General features: G+C 68.8%; 24 protein-coding genes. 10 read left to right on the top strand and 14 right to left on the bottom strand.

Annotated elements, in window-relative coordinates:
* Positions 1-2: 2 nt before the first annotated feature.
* The 5 genes from QM714_RS03605 to uvrB all read right to left on the bottom strand — a co-directional run bounded on the left by QM714_RS03605 (position 3) and on the right by uvrB (position 5,288).
* Positions 3-1,259 (bottom strand): glycosyltransferase family 4 protein, encoded by a 1,257-nt coding sequence (locus tag QM714_RS03605; RefSeq protein WP_415097659.1) that lies wholly within the window; start codon positions 1,257-1,259, stop codon positions 3-5.
* A gap of 89 nt (positions 1,260-1,348) precedes the next feature.
* A complete protein-coding gene (locus tag QM714_RS03600) occupies positions 1,349-1,543 on the bottom strand; it encodes a ferredoxin (protein ID WP_415097657.1) in 195 nt (64 codons plus the stop codon).
* A gap of 6 nt (positions 1,544-1,549) precedes the next feature.
* Positions 1,550-2,521 carry an NAD(P)/FAD-dependent oxidoreductase gene (locus tag QM714_RS03595; RefSeq protein ID WP_415097655.1) on the bottom strand — a complete coding sequence of 324 codons (972 nt, stop codon included), beginning with the start codon at positions 2,519-2,521 and terminating at the stop codon, positions 1,550-1,552.
* A 194-nt stretch (positions 2,522-2,715) separates the two neighbouring features.
* Entirely contained in the window at positions 2,716-3,174 is a 459-nt protein-coding gene (locus tag QM714_RS03590) for a cupin domain-containing protein (protein WP_415097653.1), read from the bottom strand.
* Positions 3,171-5,288, bottom strand: coding sequence for an excinuclease ABC subunit UvrB (gene uvrB, locus QM714_RS03585; protein WP_415097651.1), 2,118 nt, complete (start codon positions 5,286-5,288; stop codon positions 3,171-3,173). The genes QM714_RS03590 and uvrB overlap by 4 nt, the downstream gene beginning before the upstream one ends.
* Positions 5,289-5,382: 94 nt before the next feature.
* Here uvrB and QM714_RS03580 point away from each other — a divergent pair, with 94 nt between their 5' ends.
* From QM714_RS03580 to QM714_RS03570, 3 genes are all read left to right on the top strand, one after another.
* Positions 5,383-6,642 (top strand): phospholipase D-like domain-containing protein, encoded by a 1,260-nt coding sequence (locus QM714_RS03580; protein ID WP_415097649.1) that lies wholly within the window; start codon positions 5,383-5,385, stop codon positions 6,640-6,642.
* A gap of 238 nt (positions 6,643-6,880) precedes the next feature.
* Complete coding sequence (locus tag QM714_RS03575) at positions 6,881-7,249, top strand: hypothetical protein (protein WP_415097647.1); 369 nt, start codon at positions 6,881-6,883, stop codon at positions 7,247-7,249.
* Entirely contained in the window at positions 7,209-7,463 is a 255-nt protein-coding gene (locus QM714_RS03570; RefSeq protein ID WP_415097645.1) for a hypothetical protein, read from the top strand. Before QM714_RS03575 ends, QM714_RS03570 begins: the two co-directional genes overlap by 41 nt.
* Here the strand turns inward: QM714_RS03570 and QM714_RS03565 are convergent.
* Positions 7,456-8,421 (bottom strand): DNA-3-methyladenine glycosylase family protein, encoded by a 966-nt coding sequence (locus QM714_RS03565; protein ID WP_415097642.1) that lies wholly within the window; start codon positions 8,419-8,421, stop codon positions 7,456-7,458. The genes QM714_RS03570 and QM714_RS03565 overlap by 8 nt on opposite strands.
* A gap of 283 nt (positions 8,422-8,704) precedes the next feature.
* Here QM714_RS03565 and QM714_RS03560 point away from each other — a divergent pair, with 283 nt between their 5' ends.
* The 3 genes from QM714_RS03560 (at position 8,705) to QM714_RS03550 (ending at position 11,799) form a co-directional block, all read left to right on the top strand.
* Positions 8,705-9,043, top strand: a complete 339-nt coding sequence (locus QM714_RS03560) for a cupin domain-containing protein (RefSeq protein ID WP_415097640.1) — start codon at positions 8,705-8,707, stop codon at positions 9,041-9,043.
* A 45-nt stretch (positions 9,044-9,088) separates the two neighbouring features.
* Positions 9,089-9,940, top strand: coding sequence for a tryptophan 2,3-dioxygenase (locus tag QM714_RS03555; RefSeq protein ID WP_415097638.1), 852 nt, complete (start codon positions 9,089-9,091; stop codon positions 9,938-9,940).
* 329 nt (positions 9,941-10,269) lie between these two features.
* Entirely contained in the window at positions 10,270-11,799 is a 1,530-nt protein-coding gene (locus QM714_RS03550) for an ATP-dependent DNA ligase (protein ID WP_415097636.1), read from the top strand.
* Here QM714_RS03550 and QM714_RS03545 read toward each other — a convergent pair.
* From QM714_RS03545 to QM714_RS03525, 5 genes are all read right to left on the bottom strand, one after another.
* Positions 11,775-12,020: a hypothetical protein gene (locus tag QM714_RS03545; RefSeq protein ID WP_415097634.1), complete on the bottom strand. Its 246-nt coding sequence runs from the start codon at positions 12,018-12,020 to the stop codon at positions 11,775-11,777. The two genes, QM714_RS03550 and QM714_RS03545, sit on opposite strands and share 25 nt — an antisense overlap.
* Before the next feature lies 1 nt (position 12,021).
* Positions 12,022-12,186 carry a hypothetical protein gene (locus tag QM714_RS03540; RefSeq protein WP_415097632.1) on the bottom strand — a complete coding sequence of 55 codons (165 nt, stop codon included), beginning with the start codon at positions 12,184-12,186 and terminating at the stop codon, positions 12,022-12,024.
* A gap of 92 nt (positions 12,187-12,278) precedes the next feature.
* Positions 12,279-13,529 (bottom strand): peptidoglycan DD-metalloendopeptidase family protein, encoded by a 1,251-nt coding sequence (locus QM714_RS03535; RefSeq protein WP_415097630.1) that lies wholly within the window; start codon positions 13,527-13,529, stop codon positions 12,279-12,281.
* A gap of 144 nt (positions 13,530-13,673) precedes the next feature.
* Positions 13,674-14,531, bottom strand: coding sequence for an acyl-CoA thioesterase (locus QM714_RS03530; protein ID WP_415097628.1), 858 nt, complete (start codon positions 14,529-14,531; stop codon positions 13,674-13,676).
* 4 nt (positions 14,532-14,535) lie between these two features.
* Complete coding sequence (locus tag QM714_RS03525) at positions 14,536-15,498, bottom strand: proteasome assembly chaperone family protein (protein ID WP_415097626.1); 963 nt, start codon at positions 15,496-15,498, stop codon at positions 14,536-14,538.
* A gap of 99 nt (positions 15,499-15,597) precedes the next feature.
* On the opposite strand from QM714_RS03525, the gene QM714_RS03520 reads away from it, so the two are divergent.
* From QM714_RS03520 to QM714_RS03505, 4 genes are all read left to right on the top strand, one after another.
* On the top strand, positions 15,598-16,797 hold the full coding sequence (locus tag QM714_RS03520; protein WP_415097624.1) for a thiolase family protein: 1,200 nt from the start codon (positions 15,598-15,600) through the stop codon (positions 16,795-16,797).
* Positions 16,794-18,881: a 3-hydroxyacyl-CoA dehydrogenase NAD-binding domain-containing protein gene (locus tag QM714_RS03515; RefSeq protein ID WP_415097622.1), complete on the top strand. Its 2,088-nt coding sequence runs from the start codon at positions 16,794-16,796 to the stop codon at positions 18,879-18,881. Before QM714_RS03520 ends, QM714_RS03515 begins: the two co-directional genes overlap by 4 nt.
* Before the next feature lie 70 nt (positions 18,882-18,951).
* Entirely contained in the window at positions 18,952-19,944 is a 993-nt protein-coding gene (locus tag QM714_RS03510; RefSeq protein ID WP_415097620.1) for a hypothetical protein, read from the top strand.
* Between the two features lie 328 nt (positions 19,945-20,272).
* Positions 20,273-21,844 carry a carbohydrate binding domain-containing protein gene (locus QM714_RS03505; RefSeq protein ID WP_415097618.1) on the top strand — a complete coding sequence of 524 codons (1,572 nt, stop codon included), beginning with the start codon at positions 20,273-20,275 and terminating at the stop codon, positions 21,842-21,844.
* Here QM714_RS03505 and dxs read toward each other — a convergent pair.
* The 3 genes from dxs to QM714_RS03490 all read right to left on the bottom strand — a co-directional run bounded on the left by dxs (position 21,807) and on the right by QM714_RS03490 (position 25,137).
* Positions 21,807-23,714 (bottom strand): 1-deoxy-D-xylulose-5-phosphate synthase, encoded by a 1,908-nt coding sequence (dxs, locus tag QM714_RS03500; protein WP_415097613.1) that lies wholly within the window; start codon positions 23,712-23,714, stop codon positions 21,807-21,809. The two genes, QM714_RS03505 and dxs, sit on opposite strands and share 38 nt — an antisense overlap.
* 68 nt (positions 23,715-23,782) lie before the next feature.
* The gene (locus QM714_RS03495) at positions 23,783-24,712 is read right to left on the bottom strand and encodes an SMP-30/gluconolactonase/LRE family protein (protein ID WP_415097611.1); all 930 of its coding nucleotides are present in this window, start codon (positions 24,710-24,712) and stop codon (positions 23,783-23,785) included.
* On the bottom strand, positions 24,709-25,137 hold the full coding sequence (locus QM714_RS03490; RefSeq protein ID WP_415097609.1) for an NUDIX domain-containing protein: 429 nt from the start codon (positions 25,135-25,137) through the stop codon (positions 24,709-24,711). The genes QM714_RS03495 and QM714_RS03490 overlap by 4 nt, the downstream gene beginning before the upstream one ends.
* Positions 25,138-25,164 lie beyond the last annotated feature (27 nt).

The raw sequence follows: 25,164 nt of genomic DNA, 5'->3' as shown, positions 1-25,164 counted from the left end.
GGTCACTCCTCGTTCCTGGCAGCGCGCTCGCGCCCGTAGTCGGCGATCACCCGCTCGTAGGCAGCGGCGACGCCGACCGCAACCGCACGCCAGCTGAACTTCTCCTGCGCGCGGCGCCTTCCTGCCTCGCCCATCGCCGCTCGGCGCACCGGGTCGTCGAGCAGCGTGGCGATGGCGCGCTCCAGCTCCCCGACATCGCCCGGAGTGACCAGGAGAGCGCACTCGCCGTCCGGACCGACCACCTCGGGGATGGCACCTGCCCGCGACACCACCAGTGGGGTGGCGCATGCCATCAACTCGGCGGTCGGCAGCGAGAACCCTTCGTAGAGGGACGGCACGCAGGCGACCTCGGCCGAGCCCATCAGCTCGACCAGCTCCATGTCACTGACGTTGTGCACGAAGTGCACGTGCTGGCCGATGCCGAGCTGCTCCACCAGCCGCTCGGTGCGGCCGCCCTCGACCGGCTTGGTGACCAGATACAGCTCCAGGTCCCGCTCGGTGCGGAGCTTGGCAAACGCCTCCAGAAGCGTGCTGATCCCCTTCATCGGGGCGTCGGCGCTGGCCATCGCGAGAAGTCGGCCGGGCACTCGTGGTCGGGTAGGTGGCCGGAACCCTTCGTCCACGCCGAGCAGGATCACCTGGACCCGCTCGGGATCGACGCCGAAGTCGGCGACGATGTCTCGTTTGGAGGCTTCGGAGGGGGTCAGGATCCAACGCGCCGCGCGGGCCACCTTCGCCTGCATGCGCACAAAGCCGTACCACCGGCGCAGCACCAGCCGCCGCCGCCAGTTGGGGGCCGCCGCAAGATCGATCCGTCGGTCGAAGGTGATCGGGTGGTGGATGGTGGTGATCATCGGGAGGCCGGCCTCCTCGAGATCGAGCAGCCCCGTGCCGAGCACCTGGTTGTCCTGGACGATGTCGAAGTCGTCGACCCGCTCACGGAGCAGCCGTGCGACCCGGGTGCTGAAGGTCTTCGGCTCCGGGAAGCCGGCCACGCACATGGTGAGGAACTCCTCGACGTCCACCCGGTCGCGGAACTCCCGCAGCTTCGGGATGCGGAAGGGGTCGGGCTCGCGGTAGAGGTCCAGGCTCTCGACCTTGGTCAGCCGGACTCCTTCGTCGAGGATCGGGTACGGCGGGCCCGAGAACACCTCCACCTCGTGACCGAGGGCGACCAGCTCACGGCTGAGGTGGCGCACATAGATGCCCTGACCGCCACAGTGGGGCTTGCTGCGATAGGACAGCAGCGCGACACGCATCCGGGACCTCTCCGATCGGGCACGGACCGAAGCGGCCGTGGAACCTACTGCTCAGTATGACCGACGCCCGGGAGCGGTAGGCGCCTCGCTCAGTCCTCCACCAGCGAGATCGCCTGCCGAGGGCAGGAGAACACCACCCGACGGAGCAGCTCGGCGTCCTCGGGCGGGACGTCCTCCTGCTTGACCATCAGGTAGTCGTCGTCATCGAGCTCGAAGTAGTGCGGCGCCATCGCCTCGCAGACGGCGTTCGACTCGCACAGGTCGAAGTCAACGGTGACCTTCATCGTGGATCAGCCTCCCTCACTGGAGTGACCTGGGAACACGTGGGCGCTCGGGTCGATCGCGACAGCGGCGTTGTTGACGGCGGTCGCGGCCTCGCCGAAGCCGACGGCGATCAGCCGCACCTTGCCGGGATACTCGGTGATGTCACCAGCAGCGAAGACCCGCTCCAGGTTGGTGCGCATCGAGGAGTCCACCACCACGTGGCGCTTGTCGGTCTCCAGCCCCCACGACTGCAGCGGTCCCAGGTCTGCGACGAAGCCGAGGGCCGCGACGATCGCCTGCGCGGGCCGCTCGACGGGCGGCTCACCGTCGACGGTGATCTCGACACCCGACACCATCCCGTCGCCGTGCACCTGGGTGACCTGGGCCCGGGTGATGATCTGCACCGAGGTGGCGCGCACCGCGTCGACGCTGCGCTGATGGGCGCGGAAGGCATCGCGGCGGTGGACCAGGGTCACCGAGGACGCCAGCGGCTCCAGGTGCAGCGCCCAGTCGAAGGCGCTGTCCCCTCCGCCCACGACGACGACGTCCTTGTCGACGTACGGCTCGAAGCTCGGCACGAAGAACTCCATGCCCCGGCCCAGCCAGCCGTCGCCCGCCGGCAGCGGGCGGGGACTGAACTTGCCGATGCCGGCGGTGATGATCATCGCCTTCGCCGTGATCCGGCTACCGTCGTCCAACCCCAGGGTGAGGCCGCCCTCGGAGGTCTTGAGAGTTTGGGCGGTGCGGTCGAGGAAGTACGACGGCGAGGCCGTCGCGGCCTGCTCGACCAGCCCGCTGACCAGGTCCCGGCCCTTGACCGAGGGAAAGCCAGCCACGTCCAAGATCGCCTTCTCGGGGTACATCGCCGTGATCTGGCCACCCAGCTCGGGCAGCGAGTCGACCACCGCCACGCCGAAGCCGCGAAAGCCGGCGTAGTAGGCGGCGAACAAACCGGTCGGGCCGGCTCCCACGATCACCAGGTCGACCTCGGCGTCCATGGGTCAGGTCTATCAGACCACCGGGGTCGACACGGCTTCCCCTGGCCGATCTTCGTCATGCGCGGCACCGGGATCAACGCGCTGCGGGTCACCACCTCGAAGTCGGACTACGTCGCCTCCGAGGTGCGCCGTCTGTAGAAGAAGGGAGCAGCGAGCCATCCGGCGGCTGCCTCCGGGTGGACCGTGGTGAGCGCCTAGGCGCGGGAGTACTCCGCTGGGCCGAAGACCACGATCACCGCGAAGTCCTCCACGATGTCGACGAAGCGGTGCTCCTCTCCCGCCGGCACGAAGGCCACGTCGCCAGGGCCCATGGGCGCGGATCCGTCAGTGGTCCACAGCGTCGCTCGACCGCGGGTGACGACGTAGATCTCGTCTTCGGTGTGGGGTGACTGCGGGTCCGTTCCACCGGCGGGCAGCGAGTAGGTGCCACAACTGAGGTCAGGCACCTCGAGATGCTCTTGCCAGTCACTGCTCGTCGTCGAAACGAATGCTCCGGCGCCCGCGAGGATCTTCATGTCGTGATGGTATTCAGCACGAAGACAGACGTCGGGCTCGCACAGCTGGCGCGCCACGGCAAGCAGGACGTCCAAGCCCCTGCTGAACGACGTCTGGCCGGGCGAGTGGGCCACCGGCGCCTTGTCGTCGGGGCTCACCTCACCCCAGCTTCCATCATCTGGCGCAGCTCCTTCTTGAGCTCGGAGATCTCGTCTCGGAGGCGGGCGGCGACCTCGAACTGGAGCTCGGCGGCGGCGTTCTTCATCTGCTCGGTGAGCTGCTGGATCAGCTCGGCGAGGTCGCTGCTCGGCAGGCCGGCCAGATCGGGAGCCTGGTCGGAGGTCTTGAGCTTGGAGAGCCCGGGGACCGGAGCCTTCTTCGAGCGCGGGTCGAGATGCTGCCAGGTGGCGAGGAGCTCCTCGGTGTTCTCGTCCTCGCGGGCCAGCATCTCGGTGATGTCGGCGATCTTCTTGCGCAGCGGCTGCGGGTCGATGCCGCGCTCGAGGTTGTAGGCCACCTGCTTGGCGCGTCGACGGTTGGTCTCGTCGATCGCCGACTCCATCGACGGGGTGATCGAGTCGGCATACATATGCACCTCGCCGGACACGTTGCGGGCAGCCCGGCCGATGGTCTGGATGAGGGACTTGTCGGAGCGCAAGAAGCCCTCCTTGTCGGCGTCGAGGATCGACACCAAGGACACCTCGGGAAGGTCGAGGCCCTCGCGGAGCAGGTTGATGCCGACCAGGACGTCGTAGTCCCCCAGCCGGAGGTCTCGGAGCAGCTCGATGCGCTTGAGGGTATCGACCTCGGAGTGCAGGTAGCGGGTGCGCACACCGGCGTCGAGGAGATAGTCGGTGAGGTCCTCCGACATCTTCTTGGTCAACGTGGTCACCAAGACCCGCTCGTTGCGCTCGGTGCGGGTGCGGATCTGATGGATCAGGTCGTCGATCTGGCCCTGGGTCGGCTTGACGATCACCTCGGGGTCGACGAGCCCGGTCGGCCGGATCAGCTGCTCGACGGCGTGATCGCGGCCACCGATCTTGTCCAGTTCGTAGTTGCCCGGCGTGGCAGAGAGGTAGATCGTCTGACCGATCCGCTCCAAGAACTCCTCCCATTTCAGCGGGCGGTTGTCCATCGCGCTGGGCAGCCTGAAGCCGTGGTCGACCAGGTTGCGCTTGCGGGACATGTCGCCTTCGTACATCCCGCCGATCTGCGGCACCGCGACGTGCGACTCGTCGACGACGAGGACGAAGTCCTCCGGGAAATAGTCGAGCAGGCAGTTGGGTGCGCTGCCGCGGGTGCGACCGTCGATGTGCATCGAGTAGTTCTCGATGCCTGCGCACGAGCCGACCTGGCGCATCATCTCGACGTCGTACGTCGTGCGCATCCGCAGCCGCTGAGCCTCCAGCAGCTTGCCATGTCGCTCGAACCACTCCAGCCGGTCGGCCAGCTCCTCCTCGATGCCGCCGATCGCCCGCTCCATCCGCTCGGGTCCGGCGACATAGTGGGTGGCGGGGAAGATGTAGAGCTCTTCGTCCTCGGTGAGCACCTCACCCGTCACCGGATGCAGCGTCATCAGCCGCTCGATCTCGTCGCCGAAGAACTCCACCCGGATGGCCAGCTCCTCGTAGACCGGGAAGATCTCCAGGGTGTCGCCGCGCACGCGGAAGGTGCCACGGGTGAAGGACATGTCGTTGCGGGTGTATTGGATGTCGACCAGGCGCCGGAGCACGGAGTCGCGGTCGAGCTCGTCACCGACCTTCAAGCGCACCATGCGGTCGACGTACTCCTGCGGGGTGCCCAGCCCGTAGATGCAGGAGACCGTGGAGACCACGATGACATCACGGCGGGTCAACAGGGAGTTGGTCGCCGAGTGTCGCAACCGCTCCACCTCCTCGTTGATGGAGGAGTCCTTCTCGATGTAGGTGTCGGTCTGCGGGACGTAGGCCTCGGGTTGGTAGTAGTCGTAGTAGGAGACGAAGTACTCCACCGCGTTGCCCGGGAACAGCTGCCGCAACTCGTTGGCGAACTGGGCGGCCAGGGTCTTGTTGGGCTGGAGCACCAGCATCGGCCGCTGCAACCGCTCGGCCACCCAGGCGATGGTCGCGGTCTTGCCGGTGCCGGTGGCGCCGAGCAGGACGATGTCGCTTTCGCCGTCGTTGACGCGCTGGACGATCTCCTCGATGGCGGTCGGCTGGTCTCCCGAGGCCTGGAACTCGGAGACCACCTGGAACGGCGCCACCCGGCGCTCGAGGTCGGTGATCGGTCGCATGCGCACGAGCGTACGACCATGCGCCGACAGTCGCTCCGGACGGCGGCAGGGGCTGTCCAGGCCGGGTGCTGGAGCGGTCATCTAGATTGATCGAGTGGCCCGTCGCATCCTCCCGCCGACCCGCTGGCTGACCGCGCTCCGGCGCGTCCTGCTCGGCCTGATCGTCGTGCCGGTGGGGACAGCCCTGGGGCTCACCTTGGTCGACTCCTACCGTCGCCGAGGCAAGAAGCCCGGTCGCTTCCCGACCACCCCGCCGGCGACGGTTCAGATCGGCGACAACGCGGTCACGACGTACACCTTCGGCCAGGATCTGTACGACGACATGCTGGCCGCCATCGAGAGCGCCGAACGGCAGATCATGCTGGAGACCTACATCTGGAAGGGCGACGAGGTCGGTGAGCAGTTCAAGGATGCCCTGATTCGTGCTGCCCGCCGTGGGGTCGAGGTCTATGTCATCTACGACAACTTCGCGAACCTGGTCGTCGCGCCGTCCTTCAAGCGGTTCCCCGCCAGCCTGCATGTGCTGCGCTATCCGGTGTGGTCGGCGGGCCTGCGGTTCTGGGACCTGAGCCGCTACGGCCGCGATCACCGCAAGATCCTGGTCGTCGACGACCGGATCGGCTTCGTCGGGGGCTACAACATCGGCACGGCCTACGCCACCGAGTGGCGCGACACCCACGTCGGGATCACCGGCCCGGACGTGTGGGACCTGAGGCGGGCCTTCGCCGACTTCTGGAACCTGCACCGCCGGCGCCGGATCGGGCAGTCGCACCCGCCCCTGGTCTTGGAGGCGGCGTCGCAGTGGGAGCCGCGGGTCCGCTTCCACCGCAATGTGCCCCGACTGTGGATGTTCCCGATCCGGGCGATGTACCTCGAGGCGATCAACCGGGCCGCCCATCACATCTGGCTGACCCAGGCCTACTTCCTGCCCGACCAGGACTTCGTGGACGCCCTGAAGCAAGCGGCGGAGCGAGGCGTGGACGTGCGACTGCTCATCCCGCTGAAGTCCAACCACATCGTGGCCGACTGGATCTCACGCGGCTACTTCTCCCAGCTGCTCGCCTCGGGGGTGCGCATCCTGCGCTTCAAGGAGGCGATGGTGCACGCGAAGACGGCCACCATCGACGGGACCTGGACGACGGTCGGGACGGCCAACATCGACCGGCTCTCGCTCACCGGGAACTACGAGATCAATGTCGAGATCATCGACCCCGAGATGGCCGAGGCGATGGAGGAGATCTTCGCTGTCGACGAGTCGGGCAGCCTGGAGCTGACCCGGGACGAGTGGGAGGCCCGGGACCTCCACCGCAAGTTCACCGAGGGGATCCTGCAGCCGTTGCGGCCGCTGCTGTAGCCGCGGCCCCGGGCTGTCCTCGAGCCCTGGCGTCGGCTGTTGTCCCCCGATTTGGGGTCACGACAAGCGCCGCAAAATCCCTTTGTGTCGCGCCCGATCTTGACACTATCCGACAGGTAACGTCCGAAGACGCACGGCCCTCAGACACCGACCCTGAGACTCGGACACGGTCGCGTCGTTGTCAGCCGAGTGTCGTCACGTTGTGGGGATTCTGCTAGTACCAACACGAAGGGGAAGCATGAAGAAGATCATCACCGGGTTCGCTGTCGCGATCCTCGCTATGACGCTGTTCGCCGGGGGCGCGTCCGCGGCGAAGCTGATCACCGGCAAGGACATCAAGGACGGCTCCGTGAAGAGGGTCGACCTCGGCAAGGGCGTCAAGAAGTCGCTGAAGGCGGTGCCGGTCGTGTCGACCGAGACTGACCTGACGACCATCGAGAACATCGGCGGCACCTTCGGCAAGTTCACCGAGACGGTCCGGGCGACCAAGCTCGGCGAGATCACCCTCAAGCCCGGCAAGTATGTCCTGACCGCCGACGGTTGGTTCGTGCCCAACCAGGACACGAGTGGGGATTCGCACGGTCAGCTTCGCCCTCCGCGTCGATGACGGCAGCCCCTGGGGCCTGGACTTCGGCACCTGCTTCGCGCCGGTGAGCCCGGCCAAGGACCGTGAGTCCACCTGCTCGAGCACTCGAATCGTGTCGGTGACCGACCCCACCGCAGTCCTCGTCTACGCCTTCGGCTACTCCGACGACACGGGCAGCGCCGACTCCGGGAAGATCGACGCCAAGGCCTTCGTCACCGCAGTGCGGGTCAAGTAGGCCTCCCAGAGGAGGACCCGAAGTCCTCGGCGCGTGCCGTCGGTAGGTGGGTTCGGGCAGCCATCCGTGGGCCTCGCCGCGGACGTCGTACGCCGGTCGCGGCGAGGAGCTGCACGACGCGGGCTCGGTGCGGTCGATAGGGCTCCAGCACCTCGGCGAGCGCATCGTCGTCGATGTCGTGCCCGACCAGCGCCCAGCCGACGTCCTTGGCCAGGTGGTAGTCACCGAAGCTGACCGCATCCGGGTCGCCGAGGGCACGCAGCCGGATCTCGGCGCTGGTCCACACTCCGATCCCGGGAACGAGCCTGAGCCGCCGGTCTGCCACTTCGCCCGGCAGGTCGACCACCCGCTCCAGGCTGTCGACCACCCGGGCGGATCGGACCAAGGTGCGAGAGCGGGCGGGGTCGACCTGCATGTGCAGCCACTCCCACGACGGCACCGCGCGCACGGTAGCGGCCGCCGGTAGGACCGCCAGCCGGAGCTCGGCCGGAGCCGGCCCGGGCGCGGGCTCGCCGTGCCGTCGGACCAGGGCCCGATAGCCGCGGTTGGCCTCCTGCCCGGTCACCTTCTGCTCCAGCACCGCCGGCACGAGTGCCTCGAAGAGGCGTCCTGAGCGCCCGATCCGCAGATCCGGATGCCGTCGCTGGGCCTCGGCGAGCAACGGGTGGCGTGGGTCGAAGCCGGCAGGATCGTCGGCGGCTCCGAGCAGGTCCGGCATCGTCTCCAGCGCCCACTCCGCACCCGGCCCCCAGGCCTGCCCGCGCACCTCGCCGTCCTCGGGACGTGCGGTGATCGCGAGCGTGGCGGGCCCGGACGGCGCCCGCATGGCCAGCCAGTAGCGACCGGTGTCGTCCCGCTGCCACGCGGGGTCGCCGCGGCCGTGCCGCAACGGCGCAAGGACGGCGCCCACCGGGCATGGCCAGCCCGGCCGCCAGACCCGGGTTGCAGCCTGGTCCATAGGCACGACGTTAGTCCTCGCCCCGACCGACTCCTACGGCGCCATGCTGAGCATCAGCACCACGCTGACCAGCGGCGACGAGGTGCCCTCTAGGAACTGTCGGGCCGCGCAAGAGATGCTCCACCTCCTGGCGCGGCCTCATAGTCCATCCGGGTCAGAGGCTCCGATCCGACCGGACGATTTGCCAAGCTGAGCGGGCAAGTCGAGAAAGTTGCCTAGACCATCGGCTGAATGCGGCCCGGTCGTGTGGCAAACATGGCAGGTCGGTGCCACGATTTCTCACATGACAGGCCGTTACCTCGATGTCGACGTGTTCGCGAGCACGATGCCTCGCCAGCGCGTCCCTGCCGACGACACCGTCGGCGGCTTTCCGACCACAGGTGCCCGTCTGCTCGGGGGGATCGGCGCCACTCAAATCGGCATCCAAGAGATGACTCCAGGCATGGTTCGCGACGAGGAGTGCGACGAGGTCTTCGTCGTGCTCACCGGTCGCGGCTCGGTGGAGTTCCAAGACGGAGAGGTCATCCCGCTGACCCCGGGTGCCGTCGTCCGCTTGCACAAGGGTGACCGCACCATCTGGCACGTCGCCGAGACGCTGCGCAAGGTCTACATCACGGGCTGACCCAGAACCCGGCCAGAGCCGGTCGGCCGGGCGTAGGTTGGCCCCATGACCGATCCTGCCGTTCGCGATCTGGAGCCGGGCATCCGGCAGGACTTCCGCCACGACTTGTCGTACGGCGAATACCTCTGTCTCGACCGGCTGCTGTCAGCGCAGCGCCCGCTGAGCGACCCGCCGCAGCACGACGAGTTGCTGTTCATCATCCAGCACCAGGCCTCGGAGCTGTGGCTGAAGCTGCTCGTCCACGAGCTGCGGTCCGCCCGCCGGTTGCTGCGAGAGGACCGGCTCGCGCCGGCCCTCAAGCGGTTGGCCCGGGTCAAGCACGTCCAACACACGCTGACCGACCAGTGGTCGGTGCTCGCGACGCTCACGCCCAGCGAGTACGCCCTGATCCGCCCCTTCCTCGCCACCAGCTCCGGCTTCCAGTCCTGGCAGTACCGCGAGGTCGAGTTCCTCCTCGGCAACAAGAACGCCGAGATGGTCAAGGTCTTCGCGCACACTCCCGAGGTCCAAGCCGAGCTGGACATGCTCCTGCACGAACCGAGCCTGTACGACGAGTTCCTGGCCTTCCTCGCCCGGGCCGGCTATGACATCCCGCGGGAACTACTCGACCGCGACTTCGCCCAGCCGCACCGGATGAACCCCGCCCTGGTCGAGACGATCGCCGCTGTCTATCGCGACCCCGGTGCCCACTGGGGTGTCTACGAGACCTGTGAGGAACTCGTCGACGTCGAGGACAACTTCCAGGAGTGGCGCTTCCGCCACCTCCAGGTCGTCCAGCGCACCATCGGTCACAAGACCGGCACCGGCGGCTCCAGCGGCGTCGACTTCCTCCGCCGCGCCCTCGACCTCACCTTCTTCCCCGAGCTCTACGAGGTGCGCACCCAGATCGGGTCGTGAGCCGGCGGCGGCTGGGACGGGTGCGCCCGCTGTGAACGAGGTTGCCATCCGGGTCGCTGGTCGGCCGGTGTGCTGCCCCGGGGGTCGGCGTCTGCTGCAGGATTGTTGCGACTCCTGCGCCCCTATGGGTGCTGGGTGCCCGGTCTACCTGGCACCCAGCCCCGACACCCGCGCACCAGACGGGTCCGACCCTGATCCGGAGCCAAGACCCCACCGATTGGGCACAAACGACAACGAGAACGCCCTCTGGCATGTCGTTTGCGCCCAATCGACGACCCCTTCTCGCCCGGACCCCGGCCAACGCCCCGGCTCGGGAGAGAATGCACGACATGCTGCTTGCACAGATCGTGGTCGCGTCGAGAGAGGTGGCGGCGACCAGGTCGAGGAAGGCGAAGGTCGAGATCCTCGCGGCGGCGCTGGCAGCCGCTCCGCCAGAGGAGCGCGAGACTGCGGCGTCCTATCTCGCGGGGAGCCTGCTGCAGCGACGGACCGGTGTCGGCTGGCGGGGGGTGCCCCGCGAGCTCGACGCGGTGGACGAGCCTCGGCTGACCCTGACCGAGGTGCACGAGGCGTTCGAGAGGCTGGCCGCGCTGAGCGGTCCGGGCTCCCGAAGCCAGCGGGCGGCGGAGGTGGCCCACCTCTTCGGCAGCGCTACGACCGATGAGCAACGCTGGCTCGGCGGGGTGGTCACCGGTGGAGTGCGTCAGGGCGCACTGGATGCGCTCCTCCAGGAGGCGCTGGCGACGGCAGCGGGTGTGCCCCTGACCGCGGTGCGCCGCGCCGCGATGCTGGCCGGCGGGACGGTGCCCGTCGTGACCGTTGCGTTCGACCGGGGCGAGGAGGGTCTGGCCGAGGTCGGCCTCGAGGTGGGCCGGCCGGTGCTGCCGATGCTCGCGGCCAGCGCGCCCAACCTCACCGTCGCCTTCGCCAAGCTGAGCGACCGACCAGTCGCCGTGGAGACGAAGCTGGACGGCATCCGGATCCAGGTGCACCGGCGCGGGGACGACGTGGTCGTCGCGACACGAAGCCTGGATACTATCACCCACCGGTTGCCCGAGGTGGTGGAGGCTGCACTCAGCCTGCCCTCCGAGCAGTTCGTCCTCGATGGCGAGGCATTGGCCCTCGATGGCCAGGGCCGGCCACGGGCTTTCCAGGACACCGCCTCGCGCACCGCCCAGGCGGGCGGGGTCGCGGTGACACCGTACTTCTTCGACATCTTGCACCTCGACGGCACCGACCTGCTGGACGAGCCGGGAGCGCGCCGGCACGACGCGCTGGTCGGCCTCGTCCCGGAGCGCTGGCGGGTGCACCGCCTGGTCACCGACGACGCCGAGTCCGCCGAGGCGTTCGCCACCGAGGCGGTCGCGGCCGGTCACGAGGGCGTGGTGGTGAAGACACTCGCCGAGAGGTACGCCGCGGGCCGACGCGGCGCCGGCTGGATCAAGGTCAAGCCGGTGCACACGCTCGATCTCGTCGTGCTGGCCGTCGAGTGGGGCAGCGGCCGTCGGCAGGGCTGGCTGTCGAACATCCACCTCGGAGCGCGAGATGCCGACACCGGGGAGCTGGTGATGCTCGGCAAGACCTTCAAGGGGATGTCCGACGCGATGCTGGTCCGGCAGACCGAGCGGTTCACCGAACTCGCCGTCGACCGGGAGCGGATCAAGGACCACTATGTGGTCGAGGTGCGCCCCGAGCAGGTCGTCGAGATCGCCTTCGACGGCGTGCAGCGGTCGAGCCGCTACCTCGGCGGGGTCGCCCTCCGCTTCGCGCGAGTGCTGCGCTATCGCGACGACAAGACTCCCGCCGAGGCGGACACCATCCAGACGGTGCGGTCCTACCTACCGGCCACGGACGGTTGACGGCAGCGCTCGTTGGTGGGCGGCACGTCGGACATGTACCACCCGTCGTACATCTGGTTCAGCGTCCCGTCGTCGACCAGATCGCAGGCCTCGCAGATGCGATAGCGACCCCCGTCGTCGGTGACCCGACGCCGCCACTCGTGGTGGAGGCGCAGTCGACACCACACCCGGCTGTGTCGTGGGAGGACATCGACAGTTTCAACTCGACTCGCTGACGCCATGTCACACCACCTTGAGATCGGGGTCCCCTGCGTCCATCGAGTCTACGTTCGAGGCGGAGACGAGCGGTGCGGCTGGGACGTCGCCGTCGTGGAGCACCACGAGTTCCCCGGACGGCGGGAGCCAGACCAGCTCCCCCATGGTGGCGTGGCCAGGCCGAGAGACCACGCTGAACGCCCCGGCCACGCCGCGTGCGCCCGCGTCCAGCAGGCAACCCTTCGCCAGGGCTGTTCACCCTCGGCGAAACTCAGCGCCCGAAGTCAGCGTGGGTGGCCGAGCTGGATCGTCGTCACGGTCGCCTTGGTCGCCGTCGGCCGCTTGGCCATCCGCTTGGAGAGCGTTGCGGTGTGTGGATCCCAGACGCCGAGATCGGTCTTGCCGTTGCCGTCCCAGTCCGCCACGACCGGAAGATCGCCGGGAGCACCGAACTTCACCGAGGCGGTCCACGGGAGTCCGTCCTCGTCGACGATCCGCAGAGTGAACATCGCGGCGGCTTGGTCGTAGACCCCGATGTCGGTGCGGCCGTCGCCGTCCCAGTCCCCGGCGACCGGCAGGTCGCCCTTCTCACCCAGCCGCGCTCGGGTCACGGAGCCGTCCGCGTGCCGGAGCCGGAAGACGCCCTTCGGTCGTCGTACGCCGACCTCGTCGGTGCCGTCACCGTCCCAGTCGCCGGCGACGGGAAGGTCGCCCTTCATGCCGAACTTGATGGTGGTGACGCCTGCCGGCGTCTTCAGCTCGAAGGTCTTCGTCGCCGGGTCCCGCACACCGACGTTCGCGTGGCCGTTGCCGTCCCAGTCACCGAGCACCGGGTCCTCGGAGGCGGTTCCGAAGACGGTGGTCTTGGTCTTCTTCGGGAGCACGGTGGTGAACTTCGCCGGGGTCGCTCGGGTGAAGTAGACGGGCTCGGCGGCCTTGGGGCCGCGCATGTTCGCCGCCAGCGGCACGTCTGGGCAGTTCTGCGAGGTGAGCGTGGACCCGAAGACGAACGCCTTGCCGTGGAAGTACGGCGCGGTGTCCGAGCTGCCGATCCGCTCCTCGAAGTGCAGGTGCGGTCCGGTGGCGTTGCCGGTGTCGCCGACGTAGCCCAGCAGGGTGCCCTGGTCGACCTTCTGGCCCGCCTTCACCGCCACCCCCGACAGGTGGGCATAGATCGTCGTCTCGTTGTTGCCGTGATCCAGCATCACCCACTTGCCGTAGCCGCTGTCCACGACTGTGTCGGCCACGGTCACCGTCCCGGACGCGGCGGCGACCACGTCGTCCCCATAGTCGTCGGTGCGGTTCCAGTCGATCGACAGCGGGCTCGGACTGTGGTCGCTGCGCGTGGTCCCCGTCCAGGCCTGGCCGCAGGGGAACGGCATCTCGTAGGCCGTGGTCGGCGCCTTGGCGACAGTCCCCTTGGAGACGCGGTCCTCGGGATAGCGCTGCTTGCCCTCGCCGGCGGAGGCCGAGGTCAGCGTCGAGATGCTGAGCAGTACGGCGATCCCAGGGGCCAGCGCGGCGGCAGTTCTCATCGGGGCGTCACCCTTCATCGGAGGCGGTGGACGCGACCAGCCGGTTGCAACCACATCAGTCACAACAGTGATCAGGCGTCACAGAAGCACTCAGACGTTACCCCGAGCACGGCGTGTCTGTCACCGAAAGTCCGGAAGGCTGTGCTAACTGCGGTGCCGGATCAGCCCCTCCTGGGCAACCGTCGCGACCAGGGTGCCGTCCTCGGTGAAGGTCCGCGCGAGGACCAACCCGCGACCGCTGGAGGCAGACGGGGACCACTGGTCGTAGAGCCACCACCGGTCGGCGCGGAACGGCCGATGGAACCAGATGGAGTGGTCCAGCGAGGCGGCCTGAAGCTCGGGTGACCCGATCCGCACGTCGTGGGGCACCAAGGCGGCCCCGAGCAGGGTCATGTCGCTGGCATAGGTGAAGGTCGCCAGGTGTTCTCGAGGATCGTCCGACAGCTCACCGTTGACCCGCACCCACAGGCGTGAGCGGGCCGGGTGCATCGGGTCCGCGGGCAGACCGGTCCGGGAGTTCCCGAGGTGTCGCACGTCCAGAGCGGCCCACTCCAACGCGAGCTGCTCGCTCTCCAGGTCGCCACGACTGGCCATCAGCTCGATGAGGTTCCGCCCGGAGTCGGGCGGACCCACCTCGGGCATCACGTCCTGATGCTCGAAGCCCTCCTCCGGCTGCTGGAAGTTGACGGTCTGAAAGTAGATCGGCCGGCCGTGCTGGCGCGCGACCACCCGCCGGGTCGCGAACGACCGGCCGTCGCGCAGGCGCTCGACGTCGTAGACGATCGGCACGGAGTAGTCGCCGGGCCGCAGGAAGTAGGAGTGCATCGAGTGCGGCAGATACTCCTGGCCGGCGGTGCGGATCGCGGCGATCAGGGCCTGCGCGGCCACCTGCCCCCCGAACACCCGCTGACGCATGGTGGTGGGCTGCCGGCCTCGGAAGAGGTTGAGGTCGAGCTGTTCTAGATCGAGCAGCTCGACCAGCTCGGCGGCCGAGGCGGGCATCGACTCAGTCCTCCTGGCCGGGCGAGCCGGCCGCAGGGTCGGAGTCGGGGCCGTCCAGGCCGGCCAGGAACTGCTCGAACTGACGGCCGATCTCCTCGCCGGTAGGCAGTGGTTCGTCACTGGCCAGCAGGCCGGCGCCCGACTCCTCGGCGGCGCGGAAGGCGTCGTACTGCTGCTCCAAGCCGGCCACCACGTCGCGCACTTCTTCGTTGGCGTCCAGGTAGCCGGTGATCTCCACCTCGCGCTCCTCCGCCGCGGCCCGGAGCGCCCCGAGGTCGATGGTCAGGTGGCCGCCGAGCTCGACCTGCTCGAGGATGGCCAGCGCTGCCTTCGGGTATTCCAGCTGCGCGAGGTAGTGCGGCACGTGCGCCACGAAGCCGAGGGCGTCGTGGTCCCACTCCCCCAGCCTCAGCTGCAGCAGCGACTGGGCGCTGGAGGGGATACGCAGCTCGCCACGCCACGGGCTCTCGCCGACCAGCAGCTGCGGCCGCGTGGCATGCGGGGTGATCGCGATCGGCCGGGTGTGCGGGACCGCCATCGGCACCGCCCCGATGTCCACGACGCGGGACACCTCGAAGTGCTCGACGACGTCGCGGACGGCGGCACAGAACGCCTCCCAGCGGTTGTCCGGCTCCGGACCACGCAGCAACAGGAAGGGCGTGCCGCCGCTGTCGCGCAGCAGCCGCACCAGCAGCCGCGGCGCCTCGTAGTCGGTGTAGTGGTCGCGGATGAACGACATCGCCGGTCGCCGGGCGCGGTAGTCGTGGAACTGGTCCACGTCGAAGGTCGCCACCACCTTCCCGTCCGAGAGCGACTCCAGGTGGTTCGCGACCAGCCCCGAGGCCGCTCCCGCATCCAAGAAGCCGTCCAGCGAGACCACCATGGTCAGGTCGCGGGGCTCTGCCTCGGTCCGGGCCAGTTCGGGCACCTCGTCGACGATGTGCACCAGGGGTGATCGTTTGCTCACCCGGTCACGATATGCCAGCCGATGGGAGCCGAATGTGCACAGTTAGTTACCCACAGGTAACCTGACCTCCGTCCCTGCCACTCTCACCAAGGAGCCCGCGTGTCCCGAGAGCTACGAGAGGTCGTCTTCGTGGACGGCGTGCGCACACCCTTCGGCAAGGCCACGGGGCAGTACGCCGAGACCCGCGCCGACGACCTGGTGGTCAAGTGCATCCGGGAATTGCTGCGCCGCCATCCGGCGCTGCCGCCGGAGAAGGTCGACGAGGTGGCCATCGCGGCCACGACCCAGATCGGCGACCAGGGTCTGACCATCGGCCGCACCGCTGCCCTGCTCGCCGGGCTTCCGCAGAGCGTGCCTGGCTTTGCGATCGACCGGATGTGCGCGGGTGCGATGACCGCTGTCACGACGACGGCGTCGGGCATCGCCTTCGGAGCGTACGACGTCGCGATCGCCGGCGGTGTCGAGCACATGGGCCGCCACCCGATGGGCGAGGGCGTCGATCCGAACCCGCGCATCCTCTCCGAGCGCCTCGTCGACCCCGATGCACTGGTGATGGGCAAGACCGCGGAGAACCTGCACGACCGCTACCCCACGATCACCAAGGAGCGCGCTGACGCCTACGCCGTCCGCTCCCAGGCGAAGACCGCGGCGGCCTACGACGCCGAGCAGATCCAGCCCGACCTGGTGCCGGTGGCGACCCGATCGGCCGAGCTGGGCTGGGGGCTCGCCGTGAGCGACGAGCCGATGCGGCCCGACACCACCCTCGAGTCACTTGCCAGCCTCAAGACCCCATTCCGACCGCACGGTCGGGTCACCGCGGGCAACGCGGCCGGCATCAACGACGGGGCGACCGCCTGCCTGCTAGCGGACGAGAGAACCGCCCGGGAACTGGGCCTGGCCCCGAAGATGCGGCTGGTCGCCTTCGCCTTCGCCGGCGTCGAGCCCGAGGTGATGGGTGCCGGCCCGATCCCGGCCACCGAGAAGGCGCTGGCCAAGGCCGGGCTGAGCATCGACGACATCGGCGCCTTCGAGATCAACGAGGCGTTCGCCGTCCAGGTGCTCGCCTTCTTGGAGCACTACGGCATCGCTGACGACGACCCCCGCGTGAACCCCTACGGCGGTGCGATCGCGATGGGCCACCCGCTCGCCTCCTCCGGCGTGCGGTTGATGACCCAGCTCGCCCGGCAGTTCGCCGAGCACCCAGACGTGCGCTACGGCCTGACCACCATGTGCATCGGCATCGGGATGGGCGGCACCGTCATCTGGGAGAACCTGAGCTGGAAGGGAGCCGGCCGATGACCGCGATGGCGACGCTGCTGGCACAGGCCCGGGAGATCTCGACCGATGCCGAGCGCGTCACCGCCGCCCGGCTGCGCAAGGTGACCCTGCCCGGTCATGCCGGTGTGATGGGGCTGATCACGCTGGACAACGGCGAGGACCACACCAAGCCCAACACGTTCGGACCGCGCACCCTGGTCGGACTCAACGACGCCATCGACACCGCCCTCGCCGACGACGAGATCGTCGCCCTCGGCGTGACCGGCAAGCCGTTCATCCTCGCGGCCGGTGCCGACCTGGTCTCGATCGCCAGCGGCGGAGCGCCCGCCGTGCGGATTGTCGCAGAGCTGGGCCACGCGGTCTTCCGCAAGCTCGGCGAGGGCGGCAAGCCGTCGTTCGCCTTCGTCAACGGGTTGGCGCTCGGAGGCGGCCTCGAGATCGCCCTGCACTGCGACTACCGCACCGTGCTGGACTCCGCAGCCGCGATCGGGCTGCCCGAGGTGATGCTGGGTCTGATCCCCGGCTGGGGCGGCTGCTACCTCGTGCCCAACCTGGTGGGCGCCGACAAGGCAGTCACGCTGATCTTGGACAACCCGCTCTCCCAAGGCCGGACGCTGAAGGGTCGCCAGGCCTTCGACCTCGGCCTCTTCGACACCTGCTTCTCCGGCGCCGACTTCCTCGAGCAGTCACTGGCCTGGGCAGCCCGCGTGTTGACCGGCGAGATCGTCGTGGCGCGGCCCGAGATCGACCGGGGCGGGGTGTGGGACGCCGCACTGGCTCGAGCCCGGCAGATCGCGGACGGGAAGACCGGCGGCGCCTCGCCCGCGGCGTACCGCGCCATCGAGCTGATCGCCGCCGCGCGCAGGGCGACTCGCGACGAGGGCTTCGCCGCCGAGGACGACGCGCTGGAGGCGATGGCGCAGACACCGGAGCTGCTGCACAGCCTCTACGCGTTCGACCTGGTGCAGAAGCGGGCCAAGCGGCCCGCTGGGGCGCCGGACCGATCCCTGGCCCGGCCGGTCACCAAGGTCGGCATCGTCGGCGCCGGCCTGATGGCCAGCCAGCTGGCACTGCTGTTCGTGCGTCGGCTCGAGGTGCCGATCGTGCTCAGCGACCTCGACCAGCAGCGCGTCGACAAGGGCGTCGGCTACGTGCACGCCGAGATCGAGAAGCTCCAGGCATCGGGGCGGCTCTCGGCGGACCGAGCCAATCGCTACCGGGCACTGGTCACCGGGGTCGTGGACAAGGCCGAGGCGTTCGCCGATGCCGACTTCGTCGTGGAGGCGGTCTTCGAGGAGATGGCGATCAAGAAGGCGGTCTTCGACGACGTCGAGAAGGTCGTCTCCCCCGCGTGTGTGCTGGCGACGAACACATCCTCGCTGTCCATCACCGAGATGGCCGCAGACCTGGGCCACCCGGAGCGGGTGGTCGGCTTCCACTTCTTCAACCCGGTGGCCGTGATGCCGCTGCTCGAGATCGTGCGCGGTGAGCAGACCGACGACGCGACCTTGGCGACCGCCTTCGCGACCGGCAAGGCGCTGAAGAAGACCACCATCTTGGTCAACGACAGCCCATCCTTCATCGTCAACCGCCTGCTCGGCCGCTTCATGGGCGAGGTCGGCAGGATCGTCGACGAAGGCACTCCGGTGCCGGTCGCCGACTCCGCCTTCGCCGGGGTGGTGCCGATGCCGCCCTTCGTGCTGCTCTCGCTGGTGGGGCCGCCGATCGCGCTGCACAACAACGAGACACTCGCGGCGGCCTTCCCCGACAGGTTCTACGTCTCTCCCGCGCTGCAGCGACTGGTGGCCGCCGGCAATTCGTCGCACTACCTGCCCGACGGCAGCATCGACCCCGAGGTCGCTGCCTTGGCCGAGCAGCCTGCCGACCCGGTGGCGCTCACCCCGGACGAGGTCCGTGACCGGGTCCTCTCAGCGCTCGCCGACGAGGCTCGACGGATGCTGGACGAGGGCGTCGTCGCCGCGCCGGAGGATCTCGATCTAGCGATGATCACCGGCGCCGGCTTCTCCTTCTGGAACGGCGGGCTCACCATGCTGCTGGACACCAGCGGCATCGCCGAGAAGGTGACCGGCCGGCGGTTCCACTGAACTCTCCGGCCGCACTGAGATTGGCTCTCCGACGGCAACCTGCGCTACGGTCGACGGCCGAGGAGGACAGATGACCCCCATCACGATCTCTGCCCGCACTCTCGTCGCAGTCACCGCGACCGTCGGCATGGCCGTGCCCGTTGCTCTCGCAGCGCCCTCCCTGGCAGCCAGTTCGACGGAGTCGACGGTCTCGAAGGAGGCGTCGGCGAAGGGCCACTGTGTCAGGAGCCGGCAAGGCATACCCCAGGCAGGCAAGACCTACCTCGGCGCTGCCGTCAACGGCACGCACACCATCGGTTCGCGCGAGCGACAGCTCGGTCGCACGATCCGTCTGCACCGCAGCTACTACAACGCCAACCAGATCAGTGGCGCGGTCCGTGACGCCAAGGCCGATCTCAAGGCCGGCCGACTGCCGTGGATCAGCTTCAAGGCGCCCTACTCCTGGTCGCAGATGGCCGCCGGCAACGGCAATCGCTGGGCGAAGGAACTCGCCCGCGGCCTGCGCAAGGTCCACGGGCCGGTGTGGTTGGCAGTGCACCACGAGCCGGAGAAGGACGGCGACCTGGCGCTGTGGACGAAGATGCAGCGGCAGATCGCGCCGATCATCCATGCCCGCACCAATAATGTCGCCTACACCGTGATCTACAGCGGGTGGAACACCTACGGCGGCGGCCGCAACACCGTGGCCACGAAGTGGCCCGGCAACGCCAACATCGACATCCTCGCCATCGACGCCTACAGCGACTACGGCGTCCGCCGAGCGGGTGGGGTGGGCGACAAGCACCTCGACGTCCGCCCGTACTTCCGCAAGATGGCGCGCTGGGCGCGCCACCATCACACAGCGTGGGCGGTCGCCGAGATCGGGCAGAGTCGGCCAGCAGCCAAGGACGATCCGAAGTGGCTCGTCCGGGCCTACCACACGATGCAGCGGCTCGGCGGCGCCGGAATGTCCTACTTCGACTCCAACAAGCACTCGGTCACCGACTGGACGCTCGACGACCCGGTGAAGTTCGCCCGCTATCGCAGCCTGATGCCGCTGTCGGCCCGGCTCTGCGGACGCTGACCTCAAGGACCACTGGCCTCACTCCTCCTGACCCGCTCGCTCCCAACACGCGGGCCTTGATGTTGCGACATAGATAACGTTTCGATTACGGTCAGGTGGGAACGAAGCAGCCACCAACCCCCGTCTCGGGCACAACCAGCCTCACCCGTATTCCCCACGGGCGGAAGGAAACATGACTGCCGAGCACCACTCGCACGCCCCCCGACACAGCGCAACCAGCGGTTCCTCTCCCCATCGCCGATCGCGCCCGACCCCCAGCAGTGGCCGACACCGATCCACCGGCCAACCGCCGCGTTCGCGGTTGCGACCAAGGCATAGCCTGCTCGCCGTGGTGACCGTCTGCCTGGTCACGCTCGGCGTGCCGGCCACGTTCGCGGTCACCATGATGCTGCCCTCTGCGAAGCAAGCCAGCCACAAGGCGGCGGCTGGCGCCGAGCTGGTGGTCAACGGCGGCTTCGAGGCCGGCACCAGCGGGTGGAAGGTCAACCGCGCCGCACAGCGTCTCGTCGCCGGGACACCGGCCGCGTCCGGCAAGGCCTCCGGCCAGTTGTCGCGGTCTGGCAAGGGCCTCGTGCTGGTGAACGACGCCCAGCCGACGATCACGTCGACCACCAAGGGGTCGACCTACACGCTGTCGGCGCGGGTTCGGTCCGAAGGGAGCCCCATCTCCGGGCGGCTGCGTGTGCGCGAGGTGCGTGACGGCAAGACCCTCACGAACACCCGCACCTCCTTCGAGACCACCTCGTCGTCGTGGACCCGAGTCGAGATGACCTACACCTCCTCGGTGTCGGGCGCCCTGGCCGACCTCAACGTGGTCGGTCTCCAGGTGCCTCGCGGCACCACTCTGCTCGTCGACGACATCTCGATGACGGTCGGCAGCGCATCATCGTCGGCCACCTCGTCCTCCGCGCCGCCGAGCTCGCAGAGCAGCAGCGCCGCAACGTCCTCCTCGCCGTCCTCGTCGGCCGCGTCTCCTTCGTCGTCGGCCGCGACGACGTCGTCGAGTCCGGCGTCGTCGCCCTCTTCGACGACCAGCCCGACCGGTGGCACCGCAGCCGGATGCGTCGATGACCCGATGGGCATCCCAGGGCCCGGCCAGACCTTCCTCGGGGCTGCCGTCAGCGGCGGGGTCAGCATCGAGCAGCGTGAGTCCAGTTTCGGCGCGACGCTGCCGCTGCATCGCACGTACTACGCCTCCGGACAGATCGATGCCGCCGTGCGCCAGGCAACCGCGGACGTCAACGCCGGCCGCTTGCCGTGGATCAGCTTCAAGGAGCCCTACTCCTGGTCGCAGATGTCCTCCGGCGCCGGTGACAGCTGGGCCAAGGAGCTGGCCGACAAGCTGAAGACCGTCCCCGGACCGGTCTGGCTCGCGATCCACCACGAGCCGGAGAAGGACGGCGACATGCTGCTCTGGACCGCCATGCAGCGCCGGATCGCACCGATCATCCACGCACGGACCGACAACGTCGCCTACACCGTGATCTACAGCGGGTGGAACACCTTCGGTGGTGGTCGCAACACGCTGGCCAGCAAGTGGCCGGGCGACGCCAATGTCGACGTGACGGCCATCGACGCCTACAACGACTTCGGGGTCAAACGCAACGGCAAGATCGGCACCAAGCACCTGGACATCCGCGCCTACTACGTCAAGCTCGCCGCGTGGGCGAAGGCCCACGGCACCGCGTGGGGCGTCGGAGAGACCGGGCTGTCGGAGGCGGCCGCGGCTGATCAGCCGACCTGGCTGATCAACGCCTACCAGGACATGCAAGACCTCGGTGGCGCCGGCCTCAGCTACTTCGACTCCAACCAGAACTCCGTGATCGACTGGCGTCTCAACGACGCTGCCAGGGCCGGACAGTTCAAGAAGGCTTTGGCTGGCTCGGCTCGACTCTGCTGAGGTCGGAGGTCCGGCAAAGGTCGGCGGTCAGATCACGGGCGACCGCCTGAGCAGTCAGCCCGGCCCGCTCGAGGATGACGGTCCGCTTGGCGTGGGTGAGAAACTCCTGCGGCACGCCGTACAGCCGGTACGGCGTGCTCACGCCGGCGTCGACCAGGGTCTGCAACAGGGTGGCGCCGACCCCACCGACGCGCCCGTTGTCCTCGATCGAGACGACGAGGCGGTGGTCGCGGGCAAGGTCGACGAGGGTCGGCGCCATGGGCTTGACCCAGCGCGGGTCCACCACCGTGACGCCGATGCCCTGAGCGACCAGGCGCTCACCGACCTCGACGGCCGTGGTCGCCATCACGCCGACGCCGACGACCAGCACGTCACGGGTGCCCGACCGGACCAGCACATCGAGGCCACCGATCTGGTCGACTGCCTCCAGGTCGTCCGGCGGCGGACCCTTGGGGAACCGCACCACCGTGGGGGCCTCCGCGACCTCGACCGCCTCGCCGAGCAACTCACGCAGCCGACTGGCGTCTCGGGGCGCGGCGATCCGCAGTCCCGGCACCACCTGGAGGACGGACATGTCCCAGATGCCGTTGTGGCTGGCGCCGTCGTCGCCGGTGACCCCGGCACGGTCCAGCACGAAGGTGACCCCACAGCGGTGCAGCGCGACGTCCATGAGGATCTGGTCGAAGGCGCGGTTGAGGAAGGTGGCGTAGACCGCCACGACGGGGTGCAGGCCACCCATCGCCAGGCCGGCCGCTGAGGTCGCGGCATGCTGCTCGGCGATGCCGACGTCGAAGGTGCGCTCGGGGAAGCGGGCCTGGAAGTGGTGCAGCCCGACCGGGTGCATCATCGCCGCGGTCAGCGCCACCACGTCGGGGCGCCGCTGACCGATCTGCACGATCTCGTCGGCGAAGACGTCGGTCCAGCTGTGCGGCTTGGGGGCCTCCGTCCCGGTGGCGATGTCGAACGGGCCGGGGCTGTGAAACCGATCGGCCTCGTGCTGCTCGGCGGAGTCGTAGCCGAAGCCCTTGCGGGTGATCGCATGGACGATGACCGGTCCGCCGAAGCCCTTGGCACGGTTGAGCGCATCCTCCAGCGCTGCGCGGTCGTGGCCGTCGACCGGACCGACGTACTTCAACCCCAGATCCTCGAAGAGGCCCTGCGGGGCGAGAGCGTCCTTCATCCCCTTCTTGACCGCGTGCAGCACGTCGTACGCCGCGTGCCCGACGCCGGGAACCGCGTTAACCCGTCGCTTGACCTGGCCCAGCGCCTGTTCGTAGCGCGGGTTCGTGCGCAGCCGGGTGAGCGCCGTGGTCAGCCCGCCGACGGTGGGGGTGTAGGACCGCCCGTTGTCGTTGACGACGATCACCAGCCGGCTGTCGCCGGCGACGGCGATGTTGTTGAGCGCCTCCCAGGCCATCCCGCCGGTCAGCGCGCCGTCGCCGATCACCGCGACCACGTGCCGCTCCTCGCCACGCAGCGCGAACGCCTTGGCCAGGCCGTCGGCGTAGGAGAGCGCCGTCGAGGCATGCGAGTTTTCGACGAGGTCGTGCTCGGACTCCGCGCGGCTGGGATAGCCCGATACCCCACCCTCCTGCCGCAGCCGCTCGAAGTCCTGCTTCCGCCCGGTCAGCAACTTGTGGACGTAGGCCTGGTGGCCGGTGTCGAAGACGATCGCGTCGGTTGGGCTGTCGAAGACCCGGTGCACGGCGAGGGTCAGCTCGACCACGCCGAGGTTGGGCCCGAGGTGTCCGCCGGTCCGCGCGCACGTGGCGACCAGGAAGTCGCGGATCTCGGTGGCCAGCGCGGCCAGCTCCTGGTCGTCGAGCCTGCTCAGATCGCGCGGCGAGGTGATCGAGTCGAGCTGACCCATGGTGCTCCGATCCGGTCTGCACATCGGTGAGGACGCGGCGAGTCTACGCGGCGGCCCGACGTCGGCGGCTACAGCTCGACTACGGCGACGGCGGGCTCGTGAAGGCTGCCCAGCCAGACCCGACCGTCGTGCTCCCGGACCCCGGTCACCATGTGGTAGGCCTCGGTCTTGAGGTCGAGGTCGTGGACCAGGGCGCCTTCGGCGTCGTACGCCTGCACCCGGACGGTGCGCTTCGGCTTGGGCTGCAGTGCCTCGGGGATGCGGGTGACCTGCCGGCTCAGCCAGAGCGGCGCTCGTTGGAGTCGTTCGACGACCGGGTCGGTGGGTGAGGCGATAGCGACCCAGATCAGGCCGTCGCTGCCGCGGGCGATGTTGTCGGGATAACCGGGCAGGTCGTCGACCAGGAGATCGCGCTCACCTGCTTGGGGGCCGGTCAGCCAGTGGCGAACGACCGTGCGCGCGCCTGTCTCGGCCACCGCGACGAAGGACTCGTCTGCAGCCAGGGCCACGCCGTTGGCGAAGGCGAGGCCGTCGAGCACTACCTCGATGGTGCCGTCGGGCTCTCGCCTGAGCAATCGGCCGGTCCGGGTGTCCTGGACCAGGTCGGCCTTCCATTCGTCGATGCCGAACCTGGTCGAGGAGTCGGAGAACCAGACCTCGCCACTGGTTGCGACGGCGGCGTTGTTGCAGAAGACGTATCGCTCGCCGCCCACCTGATCGCTGATCGCCTCCACCCGCCCGGTGGCGGGATCGACCCGGAGCAGCCCGCGCCTGGCGTCGCAGACGAGCAGGCGACCGTCGGCGTCGAACTCGATGCCGAGCGGGCGACCACCGGTGCGCGCCACCCGCTCGATCCGGTTGCCGTCGTGGCTGATCCGGAAGATGCTGCCCTCCTCGGTGCCGGTGAACACCGAGCCCGTGTCCGGGCCGTGGGTGGCGACCACGACGTCCTCGGCGCCCGGTGCCGGCACGGGATGGACCTTGAGGGTTGCGGTCATGAGGTCATCGTGGCGTAGAGCGCGGAGGTGAGGAAGCCCGACACTGCTGCGCGGGCCGTCTCGCTCAGATCGAGCGACTCGACGGCCTCGGGTGCCACGAAGACGATCTGTCTGCCCTCCCCCACCACGATGTCGTCGTCTGTCAGCTCGCATGTTGCGACGAAGATCCAGATCCGGTCGGTGCTGTCGTAGGCCTCGTGGAAGATATCCAGGGTCCGCCAGAAGGTCAGCTCGTCGGATTTCAGCTCGACGCCAGTCTCCTCGGCCAGCTCCCGGCTCGCTCCCACGGCGGGCTCCTCGTCCCCGTCGAGGTGGCCGCCAACCAAGCTCCACTTCTCCGGGTCGATCACCGGGTGCTCGTCACGCTCTTGGAGCAGCACCCAACCACGCCGATCCACCAGCACCACACTCGCGAAGGAGGTCACCTGGGGACCTTACGCCGTGACGTGCGA

It is taken from the genome of Nocardioides sp. (assembly GCF_047602075.1).
Classification (GTDB): Bacteria; Actinomycetota; Actinomycetes; order Propionibacteriales; family Nocardioidaceae; genus Nocardioides.
The sequence above is the reverse complement of the archived record's forward strand: the minus strand, read 5'-3'. Positions and strand labels throughout refer to the sequence as shown.

Excerpts from the sequence above, each read along its gene's own strand:
- QM714_RS03495 (WP_415097611.1), bottom strand. The coding sequence starts at position 24,712 with ATGACCGCAACCCTCAAGGTCCATCCCGTGCCGGCACCGGGCGCCGAG.
- QM714_RS03565 (WP_415097642.1), bottom strand. The coding sequence starts at position 8,421 with ATGGACCAGGCTGCAACCCGGGTCTGGCGGCCGGGCTGGCCATGCCCG.
- QM714_RS03605 (WP_415097659.1), bottom strand. The coding sequence starts at position 1,259 with ATGCGTGTCGCGCTGCTGTCCTATCGCAGCAAGCCCCACTGTGGCGGT.
- uvrB (WP_415097651.1), bottom strand. The coding sequence starts at position 5,288 with ATGCGACCGATCACCGACCTCGAGCGCCGGGTGGCGCCGTTCCAGGTG.
- QM714_RS03510 (WP_415097620.1), top strand. The coding sequence starts at position 18,952 with ATGACCCCCATCACGATCTCTGCCCGCACTCTCGTCGCAGTCACCGCG.
- QM714_RS03535 (WP_415097630.1), bottom strand. The coding sequence starts at position 13,529 with ATGAGAACTGCCGCCGCGCTGGCCCCTGGGATCGCCGTACTGCTCAGC.
- QM714_RS03595 (WP_415097655.1), bottom strand. The coding sequence starts at position 2,521 with ATGGACGCCGAGGTCGACCTGGTGATCGTGGGAGCCGGCCCGACCGGT.
- QM714_RS03530 (WP_415097628.1), bottom strand. The coding sequence starts at position 14,531 with ATGCCCGCCTCGGCCGCCGAGCTGGTCGAGCTGCTCGATCTAGAACAG.
- QM714_RS03560 (WP_415097640.1), top strand. The coding sequence starts at position 8,705 with ATGACAGGCCGTTACCTCGATGTCGACGTGTTCGCGAGCACGATGCCT.
- QM714_RS03550 (WP_415097636.1), top strand. The coding sequence starts at position 10,270 with ATGCTGCTTGCACAGATCGTGGTCGCGTCGAGAGAGGTGGCGGCGACC.
- QM714_RS03575 (WP_415097647.1), top strand. The coding sequence starts at position 6,881 with ATGAAGAAGATCATCACCGGGTTCGCTGTCGCGATCCTCGCTATGACG.
- dxs (WP_415097613.1), bottom strand. The coding sequence starts at position 23,714 with ATGGGTCAGCTCGACTCGATCACCTCGCCGCGCGATCTGAGCAGGCTC.
- QM714_RS03600 (WP_415097657.1), bottom strand. The coding sequence starts at position 1,543 with ATGAAGGTCACCGTTGACTTCGACCTGTGCGAGTCGAACGCCGTCTGC.
- QM714_RS03545 (WP_415097634.1), bottom strand. The coding sequence starts at position 12,020 with ATGGCGTCAGCGAGTCGAGTTGAAACTGTCGATGTCCTCCCACGACAC.
- QM714_RS03555 (WP_415097638.1), top strand. The coding sequence starts at position 9,089 with ATGACCGATCCTGCCGTTCGCGATCTGGAGCCGGGCATCCGGCAGGAC.
- QM714_RS03515 (WP_415097622.1), top strand. The coding sequence starts at position 16,794 with ATGACCGCGATGGCGACGCTGCTGGCACAGGCCCGGGAGATCTCGACC.